The 6,477-nt window shown below is 38.2% G+C and carries 5 protein-coding genes and 1 pseudogene; all 6 read left to right on the plus strand.

The genetic code is table 11. The features are described from left to right. The first annotated feature begins 499 nt into the window (after nucleotides 1-499). Nucleotides 500-2,848 carry a TonB-dependent receptor gene (locus LDB17_RS06050; RefSeq protein ID WP_252638929.1) on the plus strand — a complete coding sequence of 783 codons (2,349 nt, stop codon included), beginning with the start codon at nucleotides 500-502 and terminating at the stop codon, nucleotides 2,846-2,848. 20 nt (nucleotides 2,849-2,868) lie between these two features. Next, the gene (locus LDB17_RS06055; RefSeq protein WP_252638928.1) at nucleotides 2,869-3,678 is read left to right on the plus strand and encodes a DUF4249 domain-containing protein; all 810 of its coding nucleotides are present in this window, start codon (nucleotides 2,869-2,871) and stop codon (nucleotides 3,676-3,678) included. 247 nt (nucleotides 3,679-3,925) lie between these two features. Next, entirely contained in the window at nucleotides 3,926-4,720 is a 795-nt protein-coding gene (locus LDB17_RS06060; RefSeq protein WP_252638926.1) for a thymidylate synthase, read from the plus strand. 278 nt (nucleotides 4,721-4,998) lie between these two features. After that, nucleotides 4,999-5,454, plus strand: coding sequence for a 50S ribosomal protein L13 (rplM, locus tag LDB17_RS06065; RefSeq protein ID WP_006842959.1), 456 nt, complete (start codon nucleotides 4,999-5,001; stop codon nucleotides 5,452-5,454). A 6-nt stretch (nucleotides 5,455-5,460) separates the two neighbouring features. Next, complete coding sequence (gene rpsI, locus LDB17_RS06070; RefSeq protein ID WP_006842960.1) at nucleotides 5,461-5,847, plus strand: 30S ribosomal protein S9; 387 nt, start codon at nucleotides 5,461-5,463, stop codon at nucleotides 5,845-5,847. Nucleotides 5,848-6,042: 195 nt separating this feature from the next. Then, nucleotides 6,043-6,411 (plus strand): annotated as a pseudogene (gene rpsB, locus LDB17_RS06075) (30S ribosomal protein S2); the annotation flags it as partial. Between the last annotated feature and the right edge of the window lie 66 nt (nucleotides 6,412-6,477).

The raw sequence follows: 6,477 nt of genomic DNA on the forward strand, positions 1-6,477 counted from the left end.
CCAAAACAACACCTAAGAAAATCGCTAATTATGAGTCAGTTACAAAATACAATAAAAATATTGTAGATAGGAGTAGTGGAAATAACCTGCATAGTGGTCTTAGTAGTATAGGAAATAATAAAATCGCTGAAGAGCTGATAAGAAAAGATTTCCTTTAACTATAAACAATCAAACAAATAGAATCACTATGTCAAAAAAAACGCGAGAATTTCCACACTATATTCGAGAAGAAGGATAGTGAATATAATTAATGCAATTTTAAAGTTAATTCATCGAGAAAAAACATGCATTTATCGATTCCACCTTGTCTGTTAATATGATCTGCTCTAACTTTGCATTATCGAAATCAGATCCTTTATTTGTTAAATTACAAATGAATGAATACAATAAACATTGATTTTAATGGTTCTATTTTATAAAACCACTAAGATCTGAATAGATAAAAACTTATACATTAATATAAACAAATTGAACTTTGTTTAAAAATTTAAACCTACTTATGTTAGTACATGCAAATCTTTTACCCAAAAAGAATTGGGTTTCATTTCTATGGCTTTTACATTTATTCATAATTCCGGTTTTGACAAGTGCACAAACCTATAAAATTAGCGGGACGGTAGTTGACTCTCGTACAAAAGAAACCCTGATAGGAGTTCCAATTATAATAGAAAACCGAAATGGTAGCGGTGTATCGTCAGATGAGAATGGAAAATACGCCCTTACTCTTCCGAAAGGAGAATACACACTGAAAGTTGATTATATCGGCTTCGAAAAAAAGACCTTGAAGATTTCTCTTAACCAAAATATAAAAAAAGATATAGAACTTGTACAAACTACCATTGGTTTGAGCGAAGTTGTTGTATCTGCCGAGCGTCCCGACGCAAATGTATCTGCGCCACAAACAGGGATAGAGAAAATGGAGATACAAACAATAAATAAGATTCCGGTTCTACTCGGAGAACGTGACATCATAAAATCAATACAGTTAATGCCCGGAGTACAAGGTGCCGGAGAAGGCAGTTCAGGATTTTATGTCCGTGGGGGTAGTGCCGATCAGAACCTTATCTTACTGGATAATGTATCGCTCTACAATGCATCCCATCTCATGGGTTTCTTCTCTACGTTCAACTCGGAAGTATTACGTGACGTAACGCTCTATAAAGGAGCTATGCCGGCGCAGTATGGAGAACGCTTGGCGTCAATCTTAGATATTCAACAACGTAATGGTGACAATCAGAAATATCATGTAGCCGCTGGCATCGGGCTAATTTCTTCTAATGTGAATGCCGAAGGACCGATACAAAAAGGGAAATCATCTTTCCTGATAGGGGCAAGACGCACCTATGCAGATGCACTGGCACGTATGTCGGGAGTAGAAGATGCTAAAAATGCTTACTTGTATTTTTATGATCTGAATATGAAGTTAAACTTCGCCTTGTCTGATAAAGATCAAATCTCAGTTTCGGGTTACTTGGGGCGAGACAAAATGGTACTAAAAGATGCAGCCGAGGTGAATTGGGGTAATAGTTTTCTGATAGCTAACTGGAGTCATACGTTCAACAACAAATGGACTTCTCGTACATCACTATCTTATAATCAGTACGATTACTACTTTGGGATGGAAGTAGGAATGAACCTGAATGGGACAGCTAAAATCAAAGACTATGGCTTAAAACATGAGTTTATCTTTCAGCAAAGTAGAAACAGCCAATGGCGCTTAGGGGTCAGCTCTACATACCATGATTTAGCTCCCGGGAACTATAATCTGGACTCGGAGCAAAAAAACTCGGTAGATCTGTATCATCGCTATTCGTCAGAAAATGCAGCCTACATATCCAATCAGATCAAGATAACAGACAATCTGGAGGTAGTATATGGACTTCGTGCTTCGGCATTCATGGCGTTGGGCAAAGGACAATATTATACGCTAGATCAGGAGAATAATGTATTAGATAGCACATGGTACAAATCGGGAAAAGTAGTAAAAACATATATAAACCTCGAGCCCCGTTTTTCAGCTGCTTACAAACTGAATGAAGTATCTTCGATAAAAGCTGCTTATGCACGCACAACGCAGAATATGCACTTGCTGTCATACTCGGCACAAGGCACTCCCTTCGACCGTTGGACATCCAGCTCCAACAATGTAAAGCCACAGATAGCAGATCAAGTGTCGCTCGGATACTTTAGAAACTTCAACGATAATATGTTCGAATTCAGTATCGAAGGCTATTACAAAGATATGAGAAACCAGCTCGACTTCAAGGACAATGCCGACATAGAAGGATATGACGTTATAGAAACAGAGCTGCTATCTGGAAAAGGAAGAGCATACGGGGTAGAACTTTCGCTGAAGAAGCGTCAGGGAAGGCTTACGGGGTGGATAGCATATACTCTTTCGAAATCGGAGAAAAAAATAGATGGTATAAATGAAGACAGATGGTATAATGCATTCCAAGATCGCACTCATGATTTATCAATTGTGGGGATGTACGAACTCAATCCGAAATGGTCGTTATCTGCGGCTTGGGTATTCTATACAGGGAATGCGATTACTTATCCAAGCGGAAAATATCAAGTCAATGGTAAGGATGTGATGTATTACGCCGAGAGAAATGGCTACAGAATGCCTAATTATCATCGCCTCGATCTAGGTGCAACCTGTCTGCTAAAGAAGACCTCTAAATTTCAATCGGAATTGGTATTCGGTCTATACAACGCTTATGGACGAGAGAATGCTTATATGATTCAATTCCGTACCAACACGAAAGATCCGAGCAAGACAACGGCTTATCAATATTCACTATTTACATTTGTTCCATCTGTTTCTTGGAACTTCAAGTTTTAAACTAAAAAAGCAAGAAAATTATGAAAAGTATAAAAAACAAATATATAATAGTACTTTCGGCTTTAGCTGTAATGCTTGCAGTAACCTCTTGTGAAAAAGAAATAGATGTCGATCTTAATTCGGTTACACCACGCATACAAATAGAAGGTATTGTAAAACAAGATCAATTGGCTAAGGTAAGAGTAAGCCATACACTCGATTTTAATGACAACAGCGGCTACCCTTTCTTAAAAGGAGCGATTGTAAAAATCTCCGATGATGCAGGAAACTCGGAGACATTGCAACAAGACAATACAGGCTGGTATGTTGCACAAAATATCAAAGGAGTAATTGGTCGCAGTTATAACTTATCAGTAACCTACGAAGAAAAAGAATATACGTCTACCTCCAAAATTCCACCGTTGGTAAAGCTCGATTCTTTGTCGATGTATAAAATTCCGGTAATGAAATATGCTATTCCGATGATTCACTTCTCCGATCCTAAAGGAGAGACCAATCAGTATTACCGCTGCCTTGTATATATCAATGGAAAACAATTGCCGGATGTAAATGAAATGGTGCTGAGTGCTGAGTTTATGGACGGCAGCCCGATACATCAGTTTTTACCGGTATTCATCAACGATGATGACGTAGACCCAATCAAACAGGGAGATGAGATTGAAGTAGAATTTCAATGTATCGATAAAGGAGCTTACACTTTCTTTTATACATTAAGCAGAATTGAAGATTCGAAGACAAACCCAACCTCCAATATCAAAGGGGGGGCATTAGGCTACTTCTCTGCATCTACTGTAGATAAAATGACTATCACTGCCGAGTGGAAAGAATAGAAGGATGAGTCAAAAGTAATTTAGGTTTCAAATTGTTACTCTCCGTTTGACATGACAAAGAGAAAATCTAAATTACTTTTGACTCACTCTTTTTTATGAATGCAATCAAGTATTTGAATATCGAAAGCCAAGACACACAAGCAATAATACCACTGTAATAATATAGTTTAGAAAGTTAAGAAGTCTCCTTATACCCATTTGTTCTATATTTTGACTATTTTTGTACTTAATATCACTATATTTTGCAATGAAACAATATCACGACTTACTGAAACGTGTGCTGGCTGAAGGCACATTCAAAGAAGATAGAACAGGTACAGGTACAATAAGCGTTTTCGGACATCAGAGCCGCTATAACTTGGCGGAAGGATTCCCTGTACTGACCACAAAAAAATTACACTTAAAATCAATCATATACGAGCTCCTTTGGTTTTTGGCTGGTGATACCAATGCCAAATATCTGCAAGATCACGGGGTACGCATCTGGAACGAATGGGCTGACGAAAACGGAGACCTCGGACATATCTATGGATACCAGTGGCGTTCGTGGCCCGACTACAATGGAGGTTATATAGACCAGATAACCAATGCTGTAGAAACAATAAAGAACAACCCCGACTCGCGTCGTATTATTGTCAGCGCATGGAATGTTGCCGACCTGCCGAATATGAACCTTCCACCCTGTCATGCTTTTTTTCAGTTCTACGTGGCTGACGGCAAACTAAGCTTACAACTCTATCAACGCAGTGCCGACATTTTCCTTGGCGTTCCTTTCAACATTGCATCCTATGCCTTGCTCCTAAAGATGATGGCTCAGGTAACAGGACTGCAAGAAGGCGAATTTGTTCACACACTGGGTGATGCTCATATTTATACGAATCATTTAGATCAGGTAAAACTACAGCTCACCAGAGATTTCCGTCCCCTGCCTCAGATGATAATCAACCCTGAGGTAAAAAGCATTTTTGATTTTAAATATGAGGATTTCCAGCTTGAAGGGTACGATCCGCATCCACATATAAAAGGAGAAGTTGCTGTCTAATAAAATTAAAATCCAAAAGCTGCCTTTAAAGGACAGATTTAGAACAAAAGTGACTATAAATCAATCCAATTTACTTTTTTTTGAAATATCCTTCAAAAAAAGCTCATGCTATTTTTTGTTAATTGATTGATTATTTGTAATTTTGCGAGCCGATTATTACGAAATAAAACGTAAAAAATTGATTAACAAACGATTATCGCTTATCATATCTTAGCTCGATGAACGGATGATAGTTGTGTGAATCAAAAAAGTCATTAACCAAATTAATTTTTAATTAAGTGGATACTTTAAGTTATAAGACCATTTCTGCGAACAAAGCAACTGTACAAAAAGAATGGGTTGTGATTGACGCAACAGGCCAAACCTTAGGGCGTATGGCCTCTAAAGTGGCAAAACTTCTGAGAGGGAAGTACAAACCAAGTTTTACTCCACACGTTGACTGTGGCGACAATGTAATCATCATCAATGCTGATAAAGTTGTACTTACAGGAAATAAATGGAACGATCGCGTTTATCTGAGATATACAGGTTATCCTGGAGGTCAAAGAGAAGCAACTCCTGCAGTTTTGCTGGAAAAAGGAGCTGACCGCTTAGTGCATAAAGTAGTAAAAGGAATGTTACCTAAGAATCGTCTTGGTGCTGCCCTTCTTAAGAACCTTTATGTATATGCAGGAACTGAGCACAAACATGATGCTCAACAACCAAAAACAATAGATATTAACGCTCTTAAATAATTATTAATGGAAGTAGTAAATGCAATAGGAAGACGTAAAGCTGCCATAGCTCGCGTATTCGTAAGCGAAGGAACCGGAAAAATAGTGATCAACAAACGTGAACTAGACAATTACTTCCCTTCAACTATTCTTCAATATGTTGTAAAACAACCTCTAAGCAAACTTGCTGTAGATGGTAAGTACGACATAAAGATCAACCTTAACGGTGGCGGATACAAAGGACAGGCAGAAGCTGCACGCCTTGGTATCGCTCGTGCATTGGTTAAGATCAATCCAGAAGATAAGGCTGCTCTTAGAGCTGAAGGATTTATGACTCGTGACCCACGTGTTGTAGAACGTAAAAAACCGGGACAACCGAAAGCAAGAAAAAGATTTCAATTCTCAAAACGTTAATTTGGATATTATCTTACCCAATTACACTTTGTCGGCATATGCCGCTTAAAAGTTATAAGTTGGTTAATATATAATGATGAGTCGGCCTCATCTCTAAAATTACGTTTAGTATCTAAATTGCCGGGACTTCTGAATATGAGCTACCCGACAATTCGCTAACAGAAAAAGAAAGTAAACGAAACAAAAAAACTAAAAATGGCAAAATTAGAATTCGACCAATTATTAGAAGCTGGTGTACACTTCGGTCACTTAAAGAGAAAGTGGAATCCGGCTATGGCTCCTTACATCTTTATGGAGCGCAACGGTATCCACATTATCGACCTTTATAAGACAATAGCTAAGACTGAAGAGGCTGCTGCTGCATTGAAGCAAATAGCTAAATCAGGTAAAAAAATATTGTTCGTTGCTACAAAAAAACAAGCAAAACAAGTTGTTACAGACTTGGCTCAATCAGTGAATATGCCATACGTGGTAGAACGCTGGCCAGGTGGTATGTTGACAAACTTCCCTACTATCCGTAAGGCTATTAAGAAAATGTCAACTATCGACAAGATGATCAAAGACGAGTTAAGTCTTGGATAGAACCCAATGTTTTTTCAAGTTTAGCACGTTGACGAGTTACTTGAAGTC

The sequence above is a fragment of the Dysgonomonas sp. Shenzhen-Wh21 genome, assembly GCF_043392705.1.
GTDB lineage: Bacteria > Bacteroidota > Bacteroidia > Bacteroidales > Dysgonomonadaceae > Dysgonomonas.